This window comes from Vogesella sp. LIG4 (genome assembly GCF_900090205.1).
Classification (GTDB): domain Bacteria; phylum Pseudomonadota; class Gammaproteobacteria; order Burkholderiales; family Chromobacteriaceae; genus Vogesella.
In genome coordinates, this window is sequence record NZ_LT607802.1 from 2458479 (window position 1) to 2480196 (window position 21718).

The 21718-nt window shown below is 65.8% G+C and carries 17 protein-coding genes; 5 read left to right on the forward strand and 12 right to left on the reverse strand.

Annotation, left to right across the window (positions count from 1 at the left end; all coding sequences use genetic code 11):
- Positions 1-68: 68 nt before the first annotated feature.
- From PSELUDRAFT_RS11630 to PSELUDRAFT_RS11650, 5 genes are all read right to left on the reverse strand, one after another.
- Entirely contained in the window at positions 69-983 is a 915-nt protein-coding gene (locus PSELUDRAFT_RS11630) for a glutaminase (RefSeq protein ID WP_088967000.1), read from the reverse strand.
- 95 nt (positions 984-1078) lie between these two features.
- Positions 1079-1723: an HD domain-containing protein gene (locus PSELUDRAFT_RS11635; RefSeq protein WP_088967001.1), complete on the reverse strand. Its 645-nt coding sequence runs from the start codon at positions 1721-1723 to the stop codon at positions 1079-1081.
- Between the two features lie 121 nt (positions 1724-1844).
- Positions 1845-2705, reverse strand: a complete 861-nt coding sequence (gene motA, locus PSELUDRAFT_RS11640) for a flagellar motor stator protein MotA (RefSeq protein WP_088967002.1) — start codon at positions 2703-2705, stop codon at positions 1845-1847.
- Between the two features lie 193 nt (positions 2706-2898).
- Positions 2899-3822: a pseudouridine-5'-phosphate glycosidase gene (locus PSELUDRAFT_RS11645; RefSeq protein WP_088967003.1), complete on the reverse strand. Its 924-nt coding sequence runs from the start codon at positions 3820-3822 to the stop codon at positions 2899-2901.
- An 83-nt stretch (positions 3823-3905) separates the two neighbouring features.
- Positions 3906-5693 (reverse strand): ABC transporter ATP-binding protein/permease, encoded by a 1788-nt coding sequence (locus PSELUDRAFT_RS11650; protein WP_088967004.1) that lies wholly within the window; start codon positions 5691-5693, stop codon positions 3906-3908.
- A 136-nt stretch (positions 5694-5829) separates the two neighbouring features.
- Here PSELUDRAFT_RS11650 and cysS point away from each other — a divergent pair, with 136 nt between their 5' ends.
- From cysS to PSELUDRAFT_RS11670, 4 genes are all read left to right on the forward strand, one after another.
- On the forward strand, positions 5830-7203 hold the full coding sequence (cysS, locus tag PSELUDRAFT_RS11655; RefSeq protein WP_088967005.1) for a cysteine--tRNA ligase: 1374 nt from the start codon (positions 5830-5832) through the stop codon (positions 7201-7203).
- Positions 7204-7341: 138 nt separating this feature from the next.
- Positions 7342-7557 (forward strand): 50S ribosomal protein L31, encoded by a 216-nt coding sequence (rpmE, locus tag PSELUDRAFT_RS11660; protein WP_088967006.1) that lies wholly within the window; start codon positions 7342-7344, stop codon positions 7555-7557.
- 276 nt (positions 7558-7833) lie between these two features.
- Entirely contained in the window at positions 7834-9477 is a 1644-nt protein-coding gene (locus tag PSELUDRAFT_RS11665; protein ID WP_088967007.1) for a glycosyltransferase family 39 protein, read from the forward strand.
- A 127-nt stretch (positions 9478-9604) separates the two neighbouring features.
- Positions 9605-10951, forward strand: a complete 1347-nt coding sequence (locus PSELUDRAFT_RS11670) for a TAXI family TRAP transporter solute-binding subunit (protein WP_088967008.1) — start codon at positions 9605-9607, stop codon at positions 10949-10951.
- Between the two features lies 1 nt (position 10952).
- Here the strand turns inward: PSELUDRAFT_RS11670 and PSELUDRAFT_RS11675 are convergent, their stop codons facing one another.
- The 5 genes from PSELUDRAFT_RS11675 to PSELUDRAFT_RS11695 form a co-directional block, all read right to left on the reverse strand.
- On the reverse strand, positions 10953-12356 hold the full coding sequence (locus tag PSELUDRAFT_RS11675; protein WP_088967009.1) for an FAD-binding oxidoreductase: 1404 nt from the start codon (positions 12354-12356) through the stop codon (positions 10953-10955).
- Between the two features lie 31 nt (positions 12357-12387).
- Positions 12388-13194, reverse strand: a complete 807-nt coding sequence (locus PSELUDRAFT_RS11680) for a nuclear transport factor 2 family protein (protein WP_088967010.1) — start codon at positions 13192-13194, stop codon at positions 12388-12390.
- 194 nt (positions 13195-13388) lie between these two features.
- Entirely contained in the window at positions 13389-14486 is a 1098-nt protein-coding gene (locus PSELUDRAFT_RS11685; RefSeq protein ID WP_088967011.1) for a polyamine ABC transporter substrate-binding protein, read from the reverse strand.
- 22 nt (positions 14487-14508) lie between these two features.
- Complete coding sequence (locus PSELUDRAFT_RS11690; RefSeq protein ID WP_088967012.1) at positions 14509-16134, reverse strand: amidohydrolase; 1626 nt, start codon at positions 16132-16134, stop codon at positions 14509-14511.
- Between the two features lie 204 nt (positions 16135-16338).
- Positions 16339-17130, reverse strand: coding sequence for a LuxR C-terminal-related transcriptional regulator (locus PSELUDRAFT_RS11695; RefSeq protein WP_088967013.1), 792 nt, complete (start codon positions 17128-17130; stop codon positions 16339-16341).
- Positions 17131-17337: 207 nt separating this feature from the next.
- On the opposite strand from PSELUDRAFT_RS11695, the gene PSELUDRAFT_RS11700 reads away from it, so the two are divergent.
- Positions 17338-18552, forward strand: coding sequence for a diguanylate cyclase (locus PSELUDRAFT_RS11700; protein ID WP_088967014.1), 1215 nt, complete (start codon positions 17338-17340; stop codon positions 18550-18552).
- A gap of 9 nt (positions 18553-18561) precedes the next feature.
- Here the strand turns inward: PSELUDRAFT_RS11700 and PSELUDRAFT_RS11705 are convergent, their stop codons facing one another.
- Both PSELUDRAFT_RS11705 and PSELUDRAFT_RS11710 read right to left on the reverse strand, forming a co-directional pair.
- The gene (locus PSELUDRAFT_RS11705; protein WP_157725101.1) at positions 18562-19326 is read right to left on the reverse strand and encodes an ABC transporter substrate-binding protein; all 765 of its coding nucleotides are present in this window, start codon (positions 19324-19326) and stop codon (positions 18562-18564) included.
- Positions 19327-19584: 258 nt separating this feature from the next.
- Positions 19585-21546 (reverse strand): acetoacetate--CoA ligase, encoded by a 1962-nt coding sequence (locus tag PSELUDRAFT_RS11710; RefSeq protein WP_088967016.1) that lies wholly within the window; start codon positions 21544-21546, stop codon positions 19585-19587.
- Positions 21547-21718 lie beyond the last annotated feature (172 nt).

Below are 21718 nucleotides of genomic sequence, written 5' to 3' on the forward strand. Positions count from 1 at the left end.
TGCAGGCTTTTTTGTATTTGGCTCCAGGGTTGGCCGCATGCGGCCAACCTTGAGGCCTGGCGCAGTGCCTAGAACACCGACTCGCCGCTGCGGGTGGTGAAGCGATCCAGCGCCTCCAGCCCGGCCAGCGAGTTGCCGCGCGCGTCCAGCCCCGGGCTCCACACGGCGATACTCATCTTGCCGGGCAGGATGGCGAGGATGCCGCCGCCCACGCCGCTCTTGCACGGCAGGCCGACGCGGTAGGCGAACTCGCCGGCGGCGTCGTAAGTGCCACAGGTGAGCATGATGGCGTTGATCTGCTTGGCCTGGCTGCGGCTCAGGCGCTGCCGGCCGCTTACCGGCGAGGCGCCGTGGTTGGCCAGGAACAGGCCGGCGCGCGCCAGTTCGCGCACGTTCATGCGAATGCTGCAGGCGCGGAAGTAGTGCGCCAGCAGCTGATCGACGCCGCCGCTGATGTTGTTACAGCTTTTCATGAAGTGGCCCAGCGCGGCATTGCGGTGGCCGTGCTCGGCTTCGGAGGCGGCAATCACGTAGTCGAAGTCGATGGCCGGCTCGCCGGCCTCCTCGCGCAGCAGGCTGCGCAGCGCACTGCTGCTGTCGCCAAATTCGCCGATGGCAATGTCGGTAACCACCAGCGCGCCGGCATTGATGAACGGGTTGCGCGGAATGCCGTGCTCGTATTCCAGCTGTACCAGCGAGTTGAACGGGTTGCCGGACGGCTCCTTGCCCACGCGCTGCCACAGCGCCTCGCCGTGGCTTTGCAGCGTGTGCGCCAGCATGAAGGCCTTGGAGATGCTCTGGATGGAAAAGCGCTTGTCGGCGAGGCCGGTGGCGTACAGGCCGCCATCCAGCGTGGCCACCGCCATGGCGAACTGTTGCGGGCTTTCCATCGCCAGTGCCGGGATGTAGTCCGCCGGCTGCGCCTGGGCGAGGTAGGGGGCGACATCATGCGCGATGCTGTCGATCAGGGTCTGGATGTCCATATTGCTCTGTCAGGTGTTGTGTGTCTGAACACCGCCGCGGCTGCCCTCTGTGTGGCTTGTGCGCCGTGGCGGCCAGGGTTGGCCGCAAGCGGCCGCTAATCTCCCCATTCCGCGATGAAGTCGTCGCGGAAGCGGTACAGCCAGGCCAGACGCGCCTCGCCCAGCGCTCTGCCGGCGTTGGTCTGCATGCTGGCGGGCAGGGTAGCGAGTTTGACGGCGATGTGGTCGAGCGCGTATTCGCGGTCGTCCAGTGCGCGGTTGGCGCCCAGGGCGTCGTGCGGGTGGGCGAGCTGGCTGTTCATGCGCCCGGCGGTGTAGAACAGCCGTGCCAACCCCACTGCGCCCAGCGCGTCCAGGCGGTCGGCATCCTGCACGATCTGCGCTTCCAGCGTCTGCGGTGCGATGTTGGCGGAAAAGCTGTGCGCCTCGATGGCGTGCGCGGTGGCGGCCAGCTTGTCGGCGGGGAAGCCCTGCGCGGCCAGCTCGCGGCTGGCCAGTACCGCCGCCCGGCGCGAGGCCAGCTGGCGCTCGGGGTGGTTCTTCGGCAGGTTGACCAGGTCGTGCAGGTAGCAGGCGGCCATCACCACCAGCGCGTCGGCTTGCGGGTAGTGCGCGAGCAGCTGCTGCGCGGTACGCCACACGCGCTGCAGGTGGTTGAGGTCGTGGGCGCCGTCGTCGCCGGCGTGCCGGTGGGCAAGGGCAGCCAGGCGCGGCTGCCAGCTGGCAAGCAGGGGAGTCATATATGCTCCGGGCGAAAAGGGGAACCCATTAAATGGGGCGTGGCGCAGGCTGTCAATGTAGCGGCCGACAAAAGCAAAGGCGCCCTCATGGGGCGCCTTGTGGCGGCAATATTGTGGCGGCTTACTTCTTGCCCTTGATGCTTTCTTCCAGTTCGGCAAAGCCCGGGCGCTCGGTGGAGTACAGCACCTTGCGGCCGAATTCCACCGCGGTCTGCGGAGCGTAACCCTGCATGCTGGCCAGCAGCACGGTCTTGATGCACTGGAATTCCTTGGTGCTTTCGTCCAGTTTCTGTTCCAGCAGCGGGCCCAGCGGGCCGACGAAGGCGTAGGCCAGCAGAATACCCAGGAAGGTACCCACCAGCGCCGAGCCGATCATGCCGCCCAGCACCGCCGGCGGCTGGCCCACCGAACCCATGGTGTTCACCACGCCCAGTACCGCGGCCACGATACCGAAGGCCGGCAGCGCATCGCCCAGGCGGGACAGCGCCGCCGCCGGGGCATGGCCCTCGTGGTGGTGGGTCTCGATCTCGATGTCCATCAGGTTCTCGATTTCCATCGCGTTGAGGTTGCCGGATACCATGATGCGCAGGTAGTCGGTGATGAAGTCCATGATGTGGTGGTCGCTGGAAATCTTCTCGTACTTGGAGAACACCGGGCTGCTGTGCGGGTCGTCCACGTCCTTTTCCACCGACATCAGGCCTTCCTTGCGGATCTTGACCAGGATCTCGAACAGCATGCCCAGCAGGTCCATATAGCGCTCTTTGCTATAGCGCGAACCCTTGAACAGCGTGGGTAGGGCGGATTTCACCGCCTTGAGGGTCTTGCCCTGGTTGGTCACCACGAAAGCCCCCAGCGAACCGCCGAAAATGGCCAGCAGTTCGGTAGGCAATGCGTGGAGGATCACCATCATATTGCCTTCGTGAAGGATGTAGGCACCGAAGATGCACACCAGCGAAAGGGCGTAACCGATAGCTACGTTCATGAGCCTGCTGTCTCCCGGCTTTGCAAGGCAAGTGGTTCACTATAGGGGCAGCCAATTGGCGATTGCCAGTTGCCTTGGCAATGCGCGGGGTATAACTGGCTGGCATTCATTCTGTTTCAACTGAATGCGAACACCGGATGCTACCGGATTGCCAATGTGCTGCCAACCGCCAGGCATGCCTGACCAGGCGGGCTTACGCCATGCGGCAGTAGGCGCCGGCGATGGCTGCGGCCAGCCTGGCGTTGTTCAGCACCAGCTGGATGTTGGCCGCAAGGCTGTCGCCACCGGTCAGCTCGCACACGCGCGCCAGCAGGAAGGGGGTGGATTCCTTGCCGCCGATTTGCTGCGCGGCGGCCTCCTGCAGCGCCTGTGCGATGGCGGCGTCGATCTGGTCGCGCGGCATCGCGTACTGCTCGGGAATCGGGTTGGCGATCACCAGGCCGCCCTTGAGGCCCAGCTGCCACTTGGCCTGCATGACCGCAGCGATATCGGTGGCTTCGTCCAGCCGGTAATCGACGTTGAACTCGCTGTCGCGGGTAAAGAACGCCGGCAGGCGCGCGGTGCGGTAGCCGATGACCGGCACGCCGTGGGTTTCCAGGTATTCCAGCGTCAGCCCCAGGTCGAGGATGGACTTGGCGCCGGCGCATACCACCGCCACCGGCGTCTGTGCCAGCTCCTGCAGGTCGGCAGAGATGTCGAAGCTGCTTTCCGCGCCACGGTGCACGCCGCCGATGCCGCCGGTGGCGAACACGCGGATGCCGGCCATGGCGGCGATGATCATGGTGGAGGCCACGGTGGTGGCGCCGGTGCGTTTGCCCGCCACGATGAAGGGTAGGTCGCGGCGGCTGACTTTTGCCACTGTGCGGCCAACCTTGCCCAGGTGCTCGATCTCGGCGTGGCTGAGGCCGGCCTTCAGCCGGCCATCGATGATGGCGATGGTGGCCGGCACCGCGCCGTGGGCGCGCACCTCGGCTTCCACGCGCAGTGCGGTGTCCACGTTCTGCGGGTAGGGCATGCCGTGCGAGATGATGGTGGATTCCAGCGCCACCACCGGCTGGCCGGCGGCCAGCGCGGCGGCTACTTCCAGGTGGATATCGAGATGGGCGTTGCGGTGCATGGTGTCTGCTTCCGTATCAGGCAGGTCGGATCAGGCAGGCAAGGCGGCCGCTCCCAAGAGAGAACGGCCGCGGCAGCTGGCGATCAGCTGGCCTGCAATTGCCAGTTGCCGGCGCCGTGCAGCTGCAGCTGCAGATCGTGGTGCACCAGCAGCGAGCTGCGGTGGCCAACGCTGACCAGGGTAGTGTGTGGCAGCCGCTGGCGCAGCAGCCGGTACAGCGCATCCTCCAGCCCTTCGTCCATCGCCGAGGTGGCTTCGTCCAGGAAGGCGACGTGCGGTGCGGCCAACAGCAGGCGGCCAAACGCCAGCCGCTGCTGTTCGCCCAGCGACAGGGTGTGGCTCCAGTCGGCCTCCACATCCAGCTTGCTGGCCAGTTGGCCCAGGTGTACCGCCTTCAGCGCGGCCACAGCGGCGGCATCGTCCTGTGCGGCCGGCTTGGGGTAGTACAGCGCATCGCGCAGCGTGCCCAGCGGCAGGTAGGGGCGCTGCGACAGGAACAGCAGGTGCTCCGGCGCCGGGTGCTGCATCTTGCCGTCGCAGTACGGCCACAAGCCGGCGATGGCACGCAGCAGCGTGGTCTTGCCGCTGCCGGACGGGCCGCGGATCAGCAGCGCGTGGCCCGGCTCCAGCGTCAGATCCAGCTTGCTCAGCAGCGGCTCCTGGTCCGGGCGGCGCACGTTCAGGTCGTGCAGGATCAGCCCGCCCTCGCGCAGGGTGTGGGTGGGCTGCGGCAGCTGTGCGGCGGCTTCCACCGAGTCCAGGAAGCCGGTAAGACGATCCAGCACCGCCTTGTACTCGGCAAAGCTGTCGAAGGCGTTACGGAAGAAGGACAGGTTGTCCTGCAGCTGGCCGAAAGCCTGCGCGGTCTGCACCATGTCACCCAGCGAAATCTGCTTGGCAAAGAAGCGCTTGGCCTGGATCAGGAACGGGAACACCACCGCGGTCTGGCTGACCACCAGGTTGAAACCGCTGAATTTCAGCGTTCGGTACACGATGGCCCACATATTGTCGATCACGTTGACGAAGCGGTGGCGCAGGGTGTGGCCTTCCACTTCTTCGCCGCGGTAGAACGCCACGCTCTCGCCGTATTCGCGCATGCGGATCAGCGCGTAACGGTAGTCGGCGTTCAGTTTTTCGTTAAGGAAGTTCAAGCGGATCAGCGGGCGGCTGATATGGAACGCCAGCACGGTGGCCACGATCACGTAGATGTAGGCGATGAACACCATGGCGCGCGGGATTTCCACGCCGAACAGGTTGAGCACCCCGGACAGCCCCCACAGGATCATAGTGAACTCGAAGGTGGACACCAGCGCGTCGATCACGCCCATGGATAGCGCCAGCGAATTGGACACGAAGCTGGCAACGTCCTGCTGGATACGCTGATCCGGGTTATCGCTGGGGTTGGCCAGGTGCGAGCTGCGATAGTAGGCCTGCTGGTTCAGCCAGCGCTGCAGCAGGCTTTCGTTCAGCCATTCCCGCCAGCGGATCAGGAAAGTCTGCTGGATGAAGTAGGAAAACAGCGCGCGGGCCACGTGCGCGGTGGCCAGTATGGTGAACACCAGCATCGACAGCCAGAACGCCTTTTCGTCCCACTTCTGCAAGGCGGTGTACATGCCGTTGTACCAGTTGGAGAACAGTACGTTGATGCGCACGCCGGTAAGGGTGATCAGCAGGATCAGCAGAATGACCAGAATGGGCCGCCAGCCGCTCTTGGCCGGCAGGAAGAATTCGCCGGCCAGGCGCCAGAACTGCCGCCCCCAGGTGGTGAAGCGCACCACCAGCCACAGCGCCAGCACAGAGGACGGCAGCGTGATCGCCATCGCCTTGCCCAGCCAGAAGACACTGCCCAGCAGCTCGTGATTCCAATCCATCATTTCTCCTTATTGTTCGCCGGCGGCAAGCTGCATTGAGTGCCGCCGGCGCAAACTGTTCCGTTGCCGGCTGTGGCGGGCTTGACGGGTTTGCTACAATGGCGCTTTGTCGACCACGAACGGCCAGAACCCTGCCATGCTCAATCTCTACAACACACTGACCCGCCAAAAAGAAGTATTCAAACCCATAGCACCCGGCAAGGTAAAGATGTACGTGTGTGGCATGACCGTTTACGACCTCTGTCACATCGGCCATGCACGCATGCTGACAGCCTTCGACGTGATCTACCGCTGGTTCACTGCCTCCGGCTACGACGTGACCTACGTGCGCAATATCACCGATATCGATGACAAGATCATCAAGCGCTCCGCCGAGCGCGGCATCAGCCCGGAAGCGCTGGTGGAAGAAACCATCGCCGACATGCACGCCGACACCGGCGCGCTGGGCCTGCTGCTGCCCACTTTCGAGCCGCGCGCCACCCAGCACATCGGCGGCATGCAGGACATCATCAGCAAGCTGATCGCCCGTGGCAAGGCTTACCCTGCGGCCAACGGTGACGTGTACTACGCGGTGCGCGAGTTCCCCGGCTACGGCAAGCTGTCCGGCAAGACGCTGGATGCGTTGCGCGCCGGCGAGCGCATCGAGGTGGACCCGAACAAGCGCGACGCGCACGACTTCGTGCTGTGGAAGGCCGCCAAGCCGGGCGAACCGCAGTGGCAAAGCCCGTGGGGTGCCGGCCGTCCGGGCTGGCATATCGAGTGCTCGGCGATGAGCTGTCATCACCTGGGCGAGCATTTCGACATTCACGGCGGCGGCGAAGATCTGCAGTTCCCGCACCACGAGAACGAGATTGCCCAGAGCGAAGGCGCCAACGAGCAGCAGTACGTGAACTACTGGATGCACAACGGCTTCATCAATGTCGATGGCGAGAAAATGTCCAAGAGCCTGGGCAACTTCTTCACCATCCGCGACGTGCTGGGCCATTTCGATGGCGAAGTGATCCGCTTCTTCATCGTGCGCAGCCACTACCGCAGCCCGGTGAACTTTACCGACGGCATTCTCAATGACGCCAAGCAGGGCCTGACCCGGCTGTACACCGCACTGCGCGGCCTGGCGCTGCCGGCGGCCACCGGCATCGACTGGAGCAACCCGTACGCGGCGCGCTTCAAGGCGGCGATGGACGACGACTTCGGCACCTCGGAAGCGGTGGCGGTGCTGTTCGACCTGGCCGGCGAAGTGAACAAGAGCCGTGACCTGGCGCAGGCGCGCCTGCTGAAGGACCTGGGCGGCGTGCTCGGCCTGCTGCAGCGCGACCCGGAAGCCTTCCTGCAGGGCGAGGCCGGCGGCGACGGCCTGAGTGCCGAACAGGTGGAAGCGCTGATCCAGGCACGCAAGGATGCGCGTACTGCCAAGAACTGGGCCGAGTCCGACCGCATCCGCGACGAGCTGACCGCGGCCGGCATCGTGCTGGAGGACAGCGCCGCCGGCACCACCTGGCGCCGCGCCTGAGCCCCTTGAGTTGACTGCAAACAGGGCAAGCTGCCGATTTGACAGCTTGCCCTTGTCAAACCCGGCTAATGCCGGGATAATGTTTGGTCCCAAGAAGTGCAGGCAAAACCCCTGCACCCGTGTTTACAAGGAAAAATCATGCAAGCCGCTATCCAGCCGAACTACAAAGAAGTTCAGGTTACCTGCTCCTGCGGTAACCAGTTCGTAACCAAGTCCACCATGAGCAAAGACAGCTTCCATATCGAAGTTTGCTCCCAGTGCCACCCGTTCTACACCGGTAAGCAGAAGATCGTTGACACTGCTGGTCGCGTTGATCGCTTCAACCAGAAGTTCGGCAACTTCTTCAAGCGCTAAGCAGAGCTTGCAGGATGCTGAGCAAAGGCAGCCCGGGCTGCCTTTGCTGTTAATGACAAAGCCCTTGCGCAACACGCAAGGGCTTTGTTGTGTAAACCGGTCTATCCTGCTGCAGAAGCGGCCCGGCATTGCCGGGTCCGGTAGAATCTGAACAGAGCGCTTGGCCCGCAGCCTGAAGGCAGCTTTGGCTGCCTTTTTTATTGCCTGCGGCACCGAGTCGCGGCACCATGCGCGTGGCTTGCCATCACTACCCGCTAACCCTTATCCGCCTGTCACATGCTGACTTATAGCCCCAATCATTCCAGCCGCCTGCCGGTGGCCACCGAAAAACCGTGGCTGCTGCTATTGCTGGCTTTTGTATGGCTGTGGCCGGGCATCATCGGCCACACGCCGTGGAAGCCGAACGAGCCTTACGTTACCGACGTGGTACAGCAGTTCGTGGCCGGCGGCCACTGGATGCTGCCTACCGTGGCCGGCCAGCCCTATGTCGAATACGCGCCGCTGTACTACTGGCTGGCGGCGATGCTGGCCAAGCTGCTGTCGCCGTGGCTGCTGCCGCTGCACGATGCCGCCCGGCTGGCCACACCGCTGTTCATGGGGCTGGCGCTGACCTTTGCCGGCGGTATCGGCCGCGAGCTGATCGGCCGCCGCCATGGCCGCAGCGTGGTGCTGATCCTGATCGGCAGCCTGGGGCTGATCGTCACCGGCCACGAGATGACGCCGGTGGTGGCCGGCTTCGCCGGTTTCGCCGGCGCGCTGTACGCCATGGTGCTGACGCGCCGGGCGCCGGCCATGGCCGGTGCGCTGCTGGGCGCGGCGCTGGTGATGGTGTTTCTCAGTACCAACCTGTTGCAGCTGCTGCTGATCATCAGCGTGGCGCTGACACTGCCGGCGTTCACCTCCTGGCGCAACAAGAACTACGCCATCACCCTGAGCATGGCGCTGCTGTTCGCGCTGCCGCTGCTGCTGGTGTGGCCGCTGGCGCTGCACAAGAACTACCCGCAGGTTTTCGACTTGTGGTGGCAGCACTATGCGCTGGGGCCGCTGCAGGGCTTCGGGCGGCTGGGCCTGTTCCACGAGTTCGGCTACTACCCCAAACTGGTGCTGTGGTACGCCTGGCCAGCGTGGCCGTTGGCCGCATGGGCGCTGTGGAAGAACCGCCGCTACGAACTTCCCATGCTGCAGCTGCCGCTGCTGTGCTTCGCCGTGGTGCTGCTGCTGCTGACCTTCTCCAGCCGCAGCCAGAGCGAGGACGCGATAGTGCTGCTGCTGCCGCTGTCGCTGCTGGGCGCGGTGGAGCTGGACAGCCTGCGCCGTGGCGCGGCGTCCTTCCTCAACTGGTTCGGCCTGATGGCGTTCGGCTTCTTTGCGCTGCTGGTGTGGGCGGGCTGGGCGGCAATGAATTTCGGCTGGCCGGAGCGGCTGGCGCGGCGGGCGGAATACTTCAGCCCCTACTACACGCCGCAGGTGTCCGGCCTGGCGGTGGCGCTGGCGCTGGTGGCCACCGTACTGTGGTTGTGGGCGGTGACGCGGCGCCACCTGCGTGGCCGCCAGGCGGTAACCAACTGGGCCGCCGGGCTTACCCTGTTCTGGGGGCTGCTGCTTACGCTGTGGCTGCCGTTCCTGGATGCCGCCAAGAGCTACCAGCCGGTGGTGGCCAACATGATGCGCTCCATGCCGACGGGCGACCAGTGCGTGGCGGTGGAAGCGCCGGAAAGACTGGCGCGCGTCAGCTGGCGCTACTTTGCCGGCCTGCAGCTGCGTGCCTTCGTGCCGGGGCAGAGCATGCCCTGCCGTCTGTGGCTGCTGGTGCGCGACCCGCGCGAGCGCAAGCTGCCGGCCGGCTGGGATGTGCGCTGGCAGGGCAGCCGCGGCCGCGACAAGAACGAGCAGTTCGTGCTGCTGCAGAAGCAGGGCTGAACGCCTGCCACGCCAGGTCTTGATGTCATGCCCAAGGTTGGCCGCAGCGCTCGCTGCTGTAATGCCTGAGTGATAGATTGCGGCAGCGCCCCCGCCCGCGGGGCGTGCCGCCAAACCGGAAGCTGCCATGTCGCTGAACGCCTTTTTCGCCCGCCTGGGCAACCGCCTGACGGCTCTGTTCGGCCGCGGGCTGGTGTTGACCATGTCGATCGTGCTGCTGCTGGGCATTGCCATCGCCGTGCTGTCGCTGCTGTTGAGCAATGTGGCCGCGCCCACCACGCTGACCATCGCCAGCGGGCCGCCGGGCAGCAGCTTCCAGCGCAACGCCGAACGCTATCGCCAGCTGTTGGCGCGTGAAGGCGTCACGGTGAAGGTGCTGCCCTCGGCCGGTGCGCAGGACAATCTGCGCCTGCTGCTCGATGCGCGGCAGAAGGTGGATGTCGGCTTCGTGCTCACCGGCGAGAGCGGCAATGCCGACACCAGCCGGCTGATGTCGCTGGGCAGCATTTCCTACCAGCCGCTGCTGGTGTTCTACCGCGGCGCGCCAAGGGCGTTGCTGTCCGACTTCAAGGGCCAGCGGCTGGACATCGGCGAGGAGGGCAGCGGCACCCGCACCCTGGCACTGGCGCTGCTCAAGCTCAACGGCATCGCGCCGGGTGGCGACACCACGCTGCTGTCGTCGCTGCACGGCGACGCGGTGAAGGCGCTGCTGGCCGGGCGTATCGATGCGCTGTTCGTGATGGGTGACTCCACCTCCACCGACCATCTGCGCGAGCTGCTGCACAATCCGGACATCCACCTGTTCAGCTTTGCCCAGGCCGACGGCTACGCGCGCCGCCTCAGCTACCTCAACAAGCTGGAGATGCCGCGCGGCGTGCTCGACTTCGGCAAGGATATTCCGGCGGAAACCATCAACCTGGTGGCGCCCGCGGTGGAGCTGGTGGCGCGCGACGGGCTGCACCCGGCGCTGTCCGACCTGCTGCTGGACGCCGCGCGCGAGGTGCACGGCAAGGCGGGCATCTTCAAGAAGGCCGGCGAATTCCCTGCGCTGGCCAGCCATGAAATCCACACCAGCCCTGATGCCCAGCGCTACTACGCCTCCGGCAAAAGCTTCCTGTACCGTACCTTCCCGTTCTGGCTGGCCGGGCTGGTGGCGCGGGGTCTGGCGGTGATCCTGCCGCTGGCGTTGTTGCTGATTCCGGCGCTGCGGGTGGTGCCGGTGCTGTACCGCTGGCGCATCCAGTCCGGCATCAACCGCTGGTACCGCGTGCTGTTCGACATCGAGCGCGAGGCGGTGAGCCACCGCGGCGAGCCGGCCAAGTGCCAGGAACTGCTGCACCGGCTGGCGCATATCGATGCCGCCGTCAGCCGCATCGTGGTGCCGGCGGCATTTGGCGACCTGCTGTACGACCTGCGCGGGCATATCGATTTCGTGCGTACCCGGCTGCTGGCAGAGCAGCCGGGTACGGAGTGATTTACTGCATCAACCCTTCCATGCATGCGGCCAACCTCTGCGCCAGCGCACGCCGCCAGCCGGCGGCGGCCGTGTGCTGGTTCAGCACCCGGTCTTCCCAGTCGAAACTGCGGATGATGCCGTTGTAACCCAGCCAGCGTAGCGGCTCCGGTTCCCAGTGGCGCACCTGCGCCGGGGTGGTGAACCAGGGAATCTGCCGCAGCTGCGGTTGCGTGCCGGTAATCAGCGCGGCGAGGCTGCGCCCTGCCAGGTTGCTGGCACCCACGCCTTCGCCACCGTAGCCGCCGGCAAACACCATCTTGTTGTCGCCATCGACGACGATCCGCGGCTGGAAGCCGCGCGCCACGCCCAGGTTGCCGCCCCAGCCATGGGTGATCGCCACCTTGTCCAGCATCGGGAACAGCTCCAGCATCATATTGCGGCGCATGGCGACTTCCGCCGGCGTCAGCGCGAACTGGCGGCGGATCTTGCCGCCGAAGCGGTAACCGCCGCGCGCGCCGAATACCAGCCGGTTGTCCCGCGTGCGCTGGCCGTAGCTCACCAGGCGGCTGAATTCGCTGAACGCCTGGCCGTGCTCCAGGCCGATTTCGTCCCACAGCGTCTGCGGCAGCGGTTCGGTGGCGATGATCATGCTCTGCACCGGAATCTGGTGGCCGCGGATGCCGGGTAGCGTCCGCGAGTAGGCCTCCACCGCCGGCACCACCCAGTCAGCGCGCAGGGTGCCGTGGCGGGTGCTCACCTCATGCGGGCGGATGGCGGTGGCCGGTGTCTGTTCGTACAGGCGCACGCCAAGCTGCGTTACGCAGCGGGCCAGTTCGCGCACCAGCCGCGCCGGCTGCACGGTGGCAACATGCGGCGAGAACACCGCGCCGAACGGGCGGGCAATGCGCAGCTGGCGGTTCAGCTCGGCCACCTCCAGCCAGCGGAAGTCCGCCTCGCCGTGGCCGTGCTGGTGCCAGTGCGCCAGCTGTCGCCGCAGCCGCGCCTCCTGTTCCGGGTAGCGCGCGGCGCAGTACAGCACGCCGCCCTTGCGGAAGTCGCAGTCCAGCGACTCGCGGGCCACGATGCGGCCAACCTCGTCGGGGATGTCGCGCAGGATGGCCAGGCAGGCATCGCGGGCGGCGTCGTCCAGCCCGGCAAGCAGGCGCTCCTCGCCGGACAGCTCGCCGATCACCCAGCCGCCGTTGCGGCCGGAGGCGCCATAGCCGGCCAGCTCGGCCTCGACGATGGCAATGTCCAGCTCCGGCGCCAGTTGCTTCAGATAGTAGGCGGTCCACAGCCCGGTATAGCCGGCGCCGACAATGACCACGTCGGCACGGCTGTCGCCGGACAGCGGCGGCCCCGGCTGCCGTTGTTGCGGCGGCAGTTGGTCCATCCACAGGCTGATGTCACTCGATTGCGGCATGCGGTTCTCCCCTTAGGTTGCTGGCTGGACCTTAACCGTCGGCCGGGGGCGTTGTCGTCCCGGCGGGCACGCAGGGAATCTGGCGCAGATAGGCGCTGGGGGTCATGCCGGTTTCGTCACGGAAGGCGCGGTAGAACGACGACAGCGAGTTGAAGCCGGCGGCAAAGGCCAGCTCGTCCACCCGCAGCGGCAGCGGCTGGCGGGGCAGCTCTGCCAGCAGGTGGCGCACCCGTGCCGCGTTGACGTACTGGTAGAAGCTGCTGCCCAGCACCTGGTTGAGCAGGTAGGAAAGCTGGTTGCGGCTGTAGCCGGTGGCGGCGGCCACGGTCTGCAGCGTGCACGCCGGGTCCAGGTAGGGGCGCTGCTGCTGGAAGTAGTTGTGCAGCTCTGCGGCCAACCTGCCCAGCTGCCGCGCCGACAGCCCCAGCCGCTGCAGTGGGCTGCGGCCGGCCGTCCCGCCTGCGGCGGTGGCGGCGCGCTGCAGGGTGGCGTACTCGTCGATGCGCCATACCAGGCCGTCCTTCACCCGGATGGCTTCGCTGCTGTGGAACAGTACGCGGCCGTCGTCCAGCGACAGCTGGTACTGGATGAAGGCGGTATCGCCATCCACGCGGATGCGGTCGCAGTGCTCCAGGCGGTCGCCTGGGCTGGCCGGCAGCGATGCCTGCACGTAATCGCGCAGCCCGTCGTGGCGGAAAACCCGGTTCTGCAGGTGGTCGTGGTAGGCGATGTCCGGGTGGTACAGCGCGAGAATGGCGTCCAGCTTGCGGCTCTTCCACGCCTGGTGATAGCGCAGTACCGCCTGGTAGGTGTCTTCGTTGAAGCCGGGACGCTCCATGGTGCCGCTACTCCCTTTCCGTTGCCGATCACATTGCCGGCCGCCGTGATACGGCGACCAGGCCAAGCGTAGCAAGTTCTGCGCGCGGCGGCAGCTGCCGCAACAGACGGGGAGTGGGGGAGCGCTGCCGGCAGTGGCGGCCGGCAGGCAGGGTGACCTGGCGCTGGCGCTTCGCTGTCAGCGCCAGCGTTGGCTCATTTCAGGGTTTTCAGCTGCTGCCACAGCCGGGTTTCCAGGTGCATGATCTCCACCGGCAGCGACTTCACCGAGAAGGTGCGGTTGAGGATGGCGGCATCCGGGTACACCGCGGTGTCGGCAAGCACCTCCGGCTGCAGCAGCTTCCGGGCGGCGGGCACCGCGCTGGGGTAGAAGGTTTCGTTACTCAGCGCGGCCGCTTCCTTCTCGGAGATGGCATGGTTGATCCACTTCATCGCCGCATCCGGGTTGGGAGCGTTTTTGGGTACCGCCATCACATCGAACCAGATGGCCGTGCCTTCCTTCGGGATGAGGTACTTGATGCTGTAGGGCTTTTTGGCGGCCAGTGCAGAGAGGCGCGCGGTGTTGACATCTCCCGACCAGCCGAAGGCCATACAGACATCGCCACCGGCCAGGTCGTTGATATAGGTGCTGGAGTTGAACTGGGTGATGTAGGGGCGGATTTTCTTGAGCAGTTCGAACGCCTGCTGGTAGTCGGCCGGATTGCTGCTCATCGGGTTCTTCTTCAGGTAGAACAGTGCGGTGCCGAAGGCGTCCAGCGGCGAATCCAGCACGCTGACGCCGCACTTGCTCAGTTTGGATACGTACTCCGGCTTGAACAGCAGATCCCAGGAATCCAGCGGCGCGTTCTTGCCCAGTGCCGCCTGCACTTTCTGCTCGTTGATGCCGATGCCGTCGGTGCCCCAGTTCAGCGGAATGCCGTACAGGTTGCCGGGGTCGGCGCCGGCCAGAATGCTCATCAGGTGCGGGTCGAGTTTGGCGATGTTGGGAATCTTGCTCTTGTCGAGCTTGCGGAACAGCCCGGACTGGATCTGGCGGCTGAAGTAGGCATCGGACGGCACCACCACGTCGTAGCCGGAGTTGCCGGCCAGCAGCTTGGCCTGCAGGGTGTCGTTGCTGTCGAACTCCGAGTAGCGGACCTTGATGCCGGTAGCCTTGCTGAAGTTGGCATTGGTGTCCTTGGCGATGCTGTTGCCCCAGTTGTAGACGTTCACATAGCCCGGCTCGGCGTGGGCGGCGAGGGAAGACAGCGCGCATGCCGTGGCAAGGGCCAGGGTTTTGCTGGTGGCTTTCATGGTGTTCTCCTTGAGCTTGGCTTCAGTTGGCGCTGGCGGCAGCGAAGGTGCGCTCGCCGCGGAAGAAGGTTTCCGTGACGCGGGCCCGGTGGATGTCCTGGATGGCGCCGGCAAAAATGTTGCGATCGAGAATGGCGAAGCTGGCGTCCTTGCCGGCTTCCAGCGAGCCGGTGCAGTCGTCCAGGCGCAGCGCGTAGGCGGCGTTGATGGTGTGGGCTTCCACCATGGTCAGCAGGTCCAGGCGCTCGTCCGGGTTCCACGGTGCATTGTCCGGATGTTCGACCGGTACATGGCTTACCCCGGTCTGGATGATGGGCAGCGGGTTCATGGTGGATACGCACCAGTCCGAGCCGCCGGCCAGCATGGCGCCGGCATTGCGCAGGCTGCGAAACGGGTAGTTGCGCGCGTTGCGCTCGTCGCCCAGCAGTTCGCGGTACAGCTGCTGCAGCGCCGGGGTGGCGGCGCACCACAGCGCCTGCATGCTGGCAATGGCGCCCAGCGGCGCAAAGCGCGGCATGTCGGCCGGGTCTACCAGCTGCAGGTGGGCCAGCTGGGCGCGGCGGTCGCGCTTGCCGTTCTGCTGCTGCACGTATTCCAGCGCATCCAGCGCCATGCGCACCGCACGGTCGGCCAGGGTGTGGAAGTGCAGATCGAAACCGGCGGCATCCGCCAGGCAGGCAATCTCGTTCAGCGCATCCTGTTCCCACAGCGCCAGGCCGCAATCGTTGCTGCCTTCATACGGCTGCAGCAGGGCGGCGGTTTTCGATTCGGTCACGCCGTCGATGAAGATCTTCACCGTGTTGACGCGCAGATTGTCGTGCTGATGCTGGCCGCGCCAGTCGACGAAGCGCGCCACCTGTGCCGCCGCATCGTGCCGGGGCGTGGCCAGCAAGCCCAGGCTGACATAGGTCTTCAGCGTGCCGGCCTTGCGGGCGGCGGAGTAGGCCTTCAGCACCGGCTCGTCCACGCGGGCATCGAACCAGCCGGTAATGCCCAGCCGGTGCGCCATCTCGTGTGCACGCTGCAGCGATTGCGGGTAGCCGACCGGGCTGAGTTGCGGAATCAGCGCGCACACGCGGTAGAAGGCGGCTTCGTGGATGACGCCGCTCGGCTCGCCGGTAGCGTCGCGCTCGATCACGCCGCCGCTCGGGTCCGGCGTGGCGGCGCTGATGCCGGCCAGCGCCAGCCCCTTGCTGTTCAGGCAGCCGCTGTGCACGTCGTGGCCCACCAGCAGTAGCGGGCGCTGCGATTCGATGCGGTCCAGCATGTCGCGCGTGGGGTAGGCGCCGAACAGCGACAGGTTGGCGCCGCCCAGGTACACCCACTGCTCGTCCGGCTGCGCGCGGGCGCATTCGGCCACCCGCGCCAGGATGGCATCCGCCGTGTGCAGGCCGGAGGCATCGAACTCGCCCACGATCTGGTGGCCTTCCAGCGGGTGCACGTGGCCGTCGATGAAGCCCGGCAGCAGCAGCTTGCCGGCCAGGTCGACGACCTCGGTGTGCTTTGCCCGGTGCGGCATGACCTGCGACGGGCTGCCGATGGCCAGCACCTTGCCGCCGCCAATGGCCATGGCATCGGCAAAGCTGCGGTGGCGGTCGCCAACGAAGATGGCACCGTTCAGGTAAATGGTGTCTGCGCTTGCAGTCATGATCTCTCCATCCTTCTTGCTGTTATGTATTGCCGGCAGGCGCCGTGGTGCGCGCGCTGGCCGGGGTGGAGAAATACTAAGAGCCGCCATCAGGCGGTGTCTGTCCTCATTCTGATGACAAGACGCGTGGCGGGCAGGGTGGGGATGGCGGGGGATTTCGCGTGCCAGACGGCACGGCGGCAAAGGTTGGCCGCATGCGCGGCGCTAGTTGTCGGCCACGCTCCAGGCAAACAGCGCGCTCTTGCCGCAGACGCCGATTTTTTCCAGCGCGCGGTTCAGGTAGGTGCGGATGCTGCACTGGCCCAGCGCCATGTGGCTGGCGATGTCGGCAATGGACTGGTTCTGCAGGATGGCGATGCACACGTCGCGCTCGCGCTTGGATAGCGCAATGGCGTGGCTGATCAGCTTGCGCTCGAACTTCTGCTGGATCGGCGCGGCGGCCTGGGCGGAAGCCGGCGCGGCCAGGCGGCTGTGCTGGATCAGCATCGGCATCAGGAAGTCGCACATGCGGCGCAGGCGGCTCAATTCCGCCAGCGAATAGCGGCAGGCATGGCGGTGGCGGAAGATGCTGAACTCGTAGACATGGAAAGGATCGCAGCCCAGCAGCGTGCACGATTCGCCCAGCATGGCCTTGTCGATCAGCTGGGTGTATTCGCTGGATGCCAGCGGCAGGCTGGTGATGTTGACCAGCTGCGGCTCGATGACGCGTTCGATATGCGGCCGCAGCGAGTCGGACTTCCATTCCCCCTTGTCGGCATACAGCTCCAGCGCCAGTCGGGTGGTGGCCGGGTCGAGGTTGCCGGCATGGAAAATCACGTCGACGTTTTCGATATGCCGGCTGCCGGCAGCGCGGCGGTAGCGCAGTGCCACCGAGTGGTAACAGTCCGGGTCGATACTGCGCCGTAGCCAGGACCACATGCTGCCGGGAAAGCCGCTGGTGCCCAGGCTGGTGACCAGCTCTCCGGCCTCGGTGTACGTCAAGCGATCGTCGAGCATCTGTGTTTACCTGCCGATTGCCGGTGGGAACGAGCTGGGAAACACAAAATAAGTGACGACAAGCTTAATTGCAATATGCGGCCAACGTGCTGCGGCGAGCCTGGCCGGGCGGGCGAATTACGGCGGCATTTATTGAATAGCGCGTGGGCGGCAATTAGTATGTCAAATGTAAACCTTTCCCAGCGGGGGCCGCCCGGCCCGACTTCCATGACGTCGTTCGAAATACTGCATGCGCTTGGCACACCAGTATGGATAGTCCAGCCGGACGTCGAGGAGACGCTGTTTGCCAACCGCGCGGCGCAGGCCCTGTCCGGCGAGTCGAGCATTGCCGAGATGCGCCATGGCCGGCTTTCTGCCCGCACCCACGACCAGTTGGCGGCCTACACGCCCCAGGTACTGGCCCGCGAGCAGGTGGTGGAAATCTGGACAGTGCAGCAGCAGGGCGCACCGGCGCCGCTGTCGTGCCGACTGTCGGCGCTGAGCCGGGAAGGGCAGCCGGATGCCGTGCTGGTGGAAGGCGTGATGTCCGCGCCGGCGACCGTGGCGGATGCCGCCGCGCCACAAATGGAGCGCAACTTCCACGACATCCTGTTCGGCACCAATACCGCCCCCATGCTGCTGATCGACCCGGCCAACGACGGGCGCATCGTCGATGCCAACGAATCGGCACGCCGCTTCTACGGCTACAGTCGCGAGGAATTCAGCTGCAAGCACACCTGGGAGATCAACTCGCTGGGGCGTGATGTGCTGCCGGTGATGCACGAGGTGGCCAAGCTGCCCGGCGGCCACAAGCCGCTGAATTTCGTGCACCGGCTGGCGGATGGCAGCCTGCGCGATGTGCAGACCTATGCCGGCCCCATCGTGCTGAACGGCAGGCGGCTGATGCTGTGCGTGATCCACGACATCACCGAGCAGCAGCGCCTGAAAACCGAGCTGGAGCAGGCCGCGCTGCGCGACCCGCTGACCGGGCTGTGGAACCGCCGCCACCTGTTGCGGCAGCTGGAGCACGCGCGGCTGCAAAAGCGCCTGCTCGATCAGGATTACAGCCTGCTGCTGCTGGATGCCGACCACTTCAAGGACATCAATGACCGTCACGGGCATTTCTGCGGCGACGAAGTGCTGGTGCAACTGGCCAGAACCTTCGAGGCACGGGTGCGCGGAACCGATTCCGTCTACCGCTGGGGCGGCGAGGAGTTCGTGATCCTGCTGCCGCACACGCGGCTGGAAAGCGCGGAGCTGGTGGCGGAAAACCTGCGTACCACGGTAGAGCAGCTGCAGCAGCCCGGGCTGCCCCAGGTCACAGTCAGCATCGGCGTGGCGCAGCACCACGGCGACGAAACGGTGGAAAGCCTGATCAAGCGGGTGGACAACGCGCTGTACCAGGCCAAGTCGCAGGGGCGCAACCGGGTGATCACCGTCTAGCAGGCGGGCTCAGGGCAGCAGGCCGTATTGCTGCATCAGCTGGCGCTGCCGGCCACTCTTGTGCAAACGGGCGATGCCGCTATTGATGACATTCAGCAGCGTATCGGCGTCGGGGATGCTCTTGCCGATGCCGATCACCAGCGGCAGGGCGTTGTCCAGGCAGCCGGCATTGCGTACCCGCTTGCCGGAGTCCGGGCCGATGGCCTTGAGCAGGTAGCTCATCACCGCTTCGTGTTCCAGCACCACCGGCAGGCGTCTTGCCAGCAGCATCCGCACGCTGGATTCGCCGGCCTTGTCCCCGGTGCGGAACTGGATGCCCGCACGCGGGTGCATCCTGGCCTCGGCCAGAAACTGGTCAAAACTGCCGCCATCGTAGCCGTAGCTATCGATCACGCTCAGGGAGATGTCTTTCAGCGAATCCCTGGAGCGGTACTGCCAGTTGTTGTCCGCCAGGGTGTAGAAGCAGGCGCGGGAGGTGGCCAGGGGCTGGCTGGTTTTCAGCCGCTTATCCAGCGAGGGGGCAAACACGCCGTGGATGGCGCCCTGTTCCGTCATCAACATGGCGCGGTTCAGCGGCAGGAACACCGGCACCTGCCGGTAGCCGGCGTTCTCCAGAATTTCGCGGCTGGCATCGACCAGGTAGCCGCCGACCAGCTGCTGGCTGCTGGCGCAGATGAAAGGGCACCAGTCGTCGGACGCCAGCCGGACTTCCGGCTGGGCGAGGGTGGGCAGGCTGCAGGCAAGCACCAGGGCCGCAAGGGGACGTAATCGCATGAGTGATGTTCGCAGGGCGGCGACGCCTGTCCGGCGCCTCATAAGCTCCGGTATAGCGGAACGGCCACCCCGGCTCAAGCACGCTGCGGTGCCGGGCGGGGCGGCGTCATTGCCGTGGCTGGAGATGGCTCAGCGCCTGTTCACGATCTGGCGGGCCAGGGTGAGACAAGGCAAAACCGGCTGGGGAAGCGGCGTTTACACAGGGTAAATGCGCATTCCACAGCCGGTGTTAACGCGGTATCAGATCGTGAGCGACGCTTAGAACTGCAGCTCCGGCAGGTTGGCGTATAGCTGCAGCGCGTCCGGGTTGGCCAGCGCGGTGAGGTTGTTCACCGGCTCGTTGTGGATCACGTTCTTTACTGCCAGTTCCACGATCTTGCCGCTGATGGTCTTGGGAATATCGGCCACGGCGATGATCTTGGCCGGCACGTGGCGCGGGCTGGCGCCGTTCTTGATCTTGTCCTTGATGCGCGCCACCAGCTCTGCGTCCAGTTCGCTGCCGTCGCGCAGCTTCACGAACAGCACCACGCGCTCGTCGTCCAGCCAGCGCTGGCCTACCACGATGCTTTCCAGCACCGCGTCGAAGGTTTCCACCTGGCGGTAGATCTCGGCGGTGCCGATGCGCACGCCGCCCGGGTTCAGCACCGCGTCGGAACGGCCGTAGATGACCATGCCGTCGTGTTCGGTAAGCTCGGCGTAGTCGCCGTGGCACCAGGTGGCGGGGTAGCGCTCGAAATAGGCCTTGCGGTACTTCTCGCCGCTGGTGTCGCCCCAGAAGCCCACCGGCATCGACGGGAAGGGCTGGGTGCATACCAGCTCGCCCTTCTCGCCGCGCACCGGCTTGCCGGCGTCGTTCCAGATTTCCACCGCCATGCCCAGGCCGCGGCATTGCAGCTCGCCGCGGTATACCGGCAGCGTGGCGCAGCCCAGCGCGAAGCAGGACACGATATCGGTGCCGCCGGAGATGGAGGCCAGGTTGAGGTCGGCCTTGATCGCCTGGTACACCCAGTCGAAGCTTTCCGCCACCAGCGGCGAGCCGGTGGAGAACACCGCGCGCAGGCAGCTCAGGTCGTAGTCGCGGCCCGGCTGCAGGTCGATCTTCTTCAGGCCGTCGATGTATTTGGCCGAGGTGCCGAAGTGGCTGCAGCGGTAGGCCTGGGCGTATTCCCACAGGATGCGGCCGCCCTTGGCAAACGGCGAGCCGTCGAACAGCATCAGCGTGGCGCCGCTGGCCAGGCCGGATACCAGCCAGTTCCACATCATCCAGCCGCAGGTGGTGAAGTAGAACAGCCGGTCGCCGTTGTGGATGTCGGCGTGCAGCTGGTGTTCCTTCAGGTGCTGCAGCAGGGTGCCGCCGTGGCCGTGCACGATGCACTTGGGCTTGCCGGTGGTGCCGCTGGAATACAGGATGAACAGCGGGTGGTTGAACGCCACACGGGTGAAGCGCACGCTGCTGCCCACCAGGCCGGCCACGAAGCCGTCCAGCGTCACGGCGCGCGGCAGGCTGGCGGCCAGGGCGTCGCTGTCGCCGGTGTAGGGCACCACGATGAGTTTTTCCACCGTCGGCAGGCCGGCCATGATCACCTGCAGCTTGTCGGTGATGTCGATGCGCTTGCCGTTGTAGAAGTAGCCGTCCGGGCAGAACAGCAGCCGCGGCTCGGTCTGGCCGAAGCGGTCGATGGCGCCGTCGGTGCCGAAGTCCGGCGAGCAGCTGGTCCACACCGCGCCCAGGCTGGCGGCGGCCAGCATGGCGGCCAGGGTTTCCGGCATATTGGGCATGTAGCCGGCCACGCGGTCGCCCGGCTGGATGCCGTGCGCGCGCATCGCCTGCTGCAGCCGCGATACCAGGTCGTTCAGCTCCCACCAGCTCAGCTCGCGCTTGACCTGGTCCTCGCCCCAGAACACCACCGCCAGCGTGTCGTCGCGGCGCACCAGCATGTTCTCGGCGTAGTTCAGCGTGGCCTCGGGGAAGAAGCGCGACTCGCGCATGGTGCTGCCCGGTTGCAGCGCCACGCCGCCCTTGTCGCCCACCACGCCGCAGTAGTCCCACACGTGGTTCCAGAAGCGGCCGGGCTGGGTGACGCTGGCCTGCCACAGGCTGGCGTAGTCCGGGTAGTCGCTATTGTCGGCCAGGGCGGCCAGCTTGCCGAAGGCGGCCAGGTGGCTGGCGGCGATGCGCGACGCGCGGGGTTGCCACAGCGGGGTATCCGGTGCCTGCATGTGCGTTCTCCTCTGGATAGGGCAGGTGTGTTGTGATGGGGCAGTGTACTGCAGCCTGCGGCCAACGTTGGCCGCAGGCGGGTTATCCGGAACCGTTACACGATCTGGCGAGCTAGAGCGAGACAAGGCGTACTTACCGTATGACGTTTCACGACGCGCAGCAGATCGTGTG

What these genes read in the sequence shown, in the direction of transcription:
- PSELUDRAFT_RS11630 (WP_088967000.1), bottom strand. Translation starts at nt 983, where the DNA reads ATGGACATCCAGACCCTGATCGACAGCATCGCGCATGATGTCGCCCCC.
- PSELUDRAFT_RS11635 (WP_088967001.1), bottom strand. Translation starts at nt 1,723, where the DNA reads ATGACTCCCCTGCTTGCCAGCTGGCAGCCGCGCCTGGCTGCCCTTGCC.
- motA (WP_088967002.1), bottom strand. Translation starts at nt 2,705, where the DNA reads ATGAACGTAGCTATCGGTTACGCCCTTTCGCTGGTGTGCATCTTCGGT.
- PSELUDRAFT_RS11645 (WP_088967003.1), bottom strand. Translation starts at nt 3,822, where the DNA reads ATGCACCGCAACGCCCATCTCGATATCCACCTGGAAGTAGCCGCCGCG.
- PSELUDRAFT_RS11650 (WP_088967004.1), bottom strand. Translation starts at nt 5,693, where the DNA reads ATGGATTGGAATCACGAGCTGCTGGGCAGTGTCTTCTGGCTGGGCAAG.
- cysS (WP_088967005.1), top strand. Translation starts at nt 5,830, where the DNA reads ATGCTCAATCTCTACAACACACTGACCCGCCAAAAAGAAGTATTCAAA.
- rpmE (WP_088967006.1), top strand. Translation starts at nt 7,342, where the DNA reads ATGCAAGCCGCTATCCAGCCGAACTACAAAGAAGTTCAGGTTACCTGC.
- PSELUDRAFT_RS11665 (WP_088967007.1), top strand. Translation starts at nt 7,834, where the DNA reads ATGCTGACTTATAGCCCCAATCATTCCAGCCGCCTGCCGGTGGCCACC.
- PSELUDRAFT_RS11670 (WP_088967008.1), top strand. Translation starts at nt 9,605, where the DNA reads ATGTCGCTGAACGCCTTTTTCGCCCGCCTGGGCAACCGCCTGACGGCT.
- PSELUDRAFT_RS11675 (WP_088967009.1), bottom strand. Translation starts at nt 12,356, where the DNA reads ATGCCGCAATCGAGTGACATCAGCCTGTGGATGGACCAACTGCCGCCG.
- PSELUDRAFT_RS11680 (WP_088967010.1), bottom strand. Translation starts at nt 13,194, where the DNA reads ATGGAGCGTCCCGGCTTCAACGAAGACACCTACCAGGCGGTACTGCGC.
- PSELUDRAFT_RS11685 (WP_088967011.1), bottom strand. Translation starts at nt 14,486, where the DNA reads ATGAAAGCCACCAGCAAAACCCTGGCCCTTGCCACGGCATGCGCGCTG.
- PSELUDRAFT_RS11690 (WP_088967012.1), bottom strand. Translation starts at nt 16,134, where the DNA reads ATGACTGCAAGCGCAGACACCATTTACCTGAACGGTGCCATCTTCGTT.
- PSELUDRAFT_RS11695 (WP_088967013.1), bottom strand. Translation starts at nt 17,130, where the DNA reads ATGCTCGACGATCGCTTGACGTACACCGAGGCCGGAGAGCTGGTCACC.
- PSELUDRAFT_RS11700 (WP_088967014.1), top strand. Translation starts at nt 17,338, where the DNA reads ATGACGTCGTTCGAAATACTGCATGCGCTTGGCACACCAGTATGGATA.
- PSELUDRAFT_RS11705 (WP_157725101.1), bottom strand. Translation starts at nt 19,326, where the DNA reads ATGCGATTACGTCCCCTTGCGGCCCTGGTGCTTGCCTGCAGCCTGCCC.
- PSELUDRAFT_RS11710 (WP_088967016.1), bottom strand. Translation starts at nt 21,546, where the DNA reads ATGCAGGCACCGGATACCCCGCTGTGGCAACCCCGCGCGTCGCGCATC.